Genomic DNA, 1,601 nt, shown 5'->3' on the forward strand with positions numbered 1-1,601 from the left:
CCGGATCCGCCGGGCCAGGCGGGCGTCGGACCGCGCCCGCTCGATGCGGGCCGGGGCGCCCTTCAGCCACCGGTAGAACCCGGACCGGGAGACCTCCAGGACCCGGCACAGCCGCTTGACGCCGAACGCGCCGCGATGATCATCAACGAACTGGAAACGGCTCACCAGTTGGTCTCGCCGGCGAAATACTTCGCGGCCCTCCGCAGGATCTCCCGCTCGGTCTCCAGCTCCCTGATCCGAGCCCTGAGCTGCTTGTTCTCCTCTTTCAGCACATCGTCGGAGGGTACATCGACGGCCTGTACCGCCCGCGGCGAGCGACTCGCGGCCGCCGCGCGGCCCTGCCGGGTGCGCTCGACCCGCACCCAGTTCCGCAGCGTCTCCCGGCTGACTCCCAGGTCCTTGCTCACGCCCTCGAACGTGTTCTTGGGGTCCGACAGGTACAGCGCGACAGCATCCGCCTTGAACTCCGCCGAGTACACCTTCATCACCATCAGTGACATCTCTTCCTCTGGACCCTCAAGGTCCAGTGTCCAAGGTGTCCACGATCCGGGGTGAAGCCCCGAGTGCCTCGAGCAGGGGCTGGATGTTCACGCATTTACCGCCTGCTCATCACGCCAGGTGGGAGCGTTCGCGTCGGTGAGCCGGCGGGCCATGACGTGGGTCATCGCCCAGTAGACGCGGGAGGCGGAGGAAGCGGGATGGTACTCGTAGTCGCGGACCAGGCGCCGGTGCAGTATCAAGATCCCGTAGGTCTGCTCGACCCTCCACCGCTTCGGCTGCGGGACGAACCCCGTCTCCTGCGGGTTGCGCTCGACGATCTCGACGTCGATGCCCAGGCCGGCGCCGTGCGCGACGACCTGGTTCTTGAAGCCCTGGTCGACCAGGGCCTTCTCGACGGTGCCGCCGGTGTGCTCGGCAACCCGGTCCAGCAGGGCGATGCCCGCGGTGTTGTCGTGCGTGTTCGCGGCCAGCACGGTGACGGCGATGACCAGCCCGAGCACGTCCACGGCCAGTCCCCGCTTGCGGCCCGGCACCTTCTTCGCGGCATCCCGGCCGGTCGTGGAGGCGGGGACCCCGGCAGCCGCATGGACACTTTGGGTGTCCAATACCACCAGGGTCGGGTCCTCTAATCGGCGGGCCCGCTCGCGGACCTGGCAGCGCAGGAGTTCGTGGATGGTCTGGTCGGTTCCGTCGTCGCGCCAGGCGGCGAAGTAGTAGTACGTCGCGCTCTTCGGTGGCAGGTCGTGGGGGAGGTAGGCCCACTGGCAGCCGGTCCGGCCCTGGTACAGGATCGCGTTCACGATCTCCCGCATCGCATAAGCGCCCTGGTGGCCGCTCACCGAGCGGTGCCGGTCCTTCCATGCCGTGATCACCGGCTCGATCAACGACCACTGTTCGTCGGATAAGTCGCTCGGGTACGGCTTGCGTTCACTCACCCCGCCACCCCAACAGACCGCCGACTGCGGACCGGCGGACTTCCACCCACACCCACACTTTCAGGCGACGCCAGAACTACTCAAAGACTCACGAACCGCCCTCTGAGAGGTCGTTAAGTCCCTTTCCGGTAGAGGCCCCGTCCGGGCTGGGTGAGGAAGCCTTGG

Annotated in this window: 1 protein-coding gene and 1 pseudogene; both read right to left on the reverse strand. The window is 67.5% G+C overall.

From position 1 onward, the window contains the following. Positions 1 to 491 (reverse strand): annotated as a pseudogene (locus ACFPZI_RS09740) (transposase); the annotation flags it as partial. Between the two features lie 96 nt (positions 492 to 587). After that, positions 588 to 1,436 (reverse strand): IS5 family transposase, encoded by an 849-nt coding sequence (locus ACFPZI_RS09745; protein ID WP_381360935.1) that lies wholly within the window; start codon positions 1,434 to 1,436, stop codon positions 588 to 590. Positions 1,437 to 1,601 lie beyond the last annotated feature (165 nt).

This window comes from Streptomyces chlorus (assembly GCF_042655885.1).
Lineage (GTDB): Bacteria > Actinomycetota > Actinomycetes > Streptomycetales > Streptomycetaceae > Streptomyces > Streptomyces chlorus.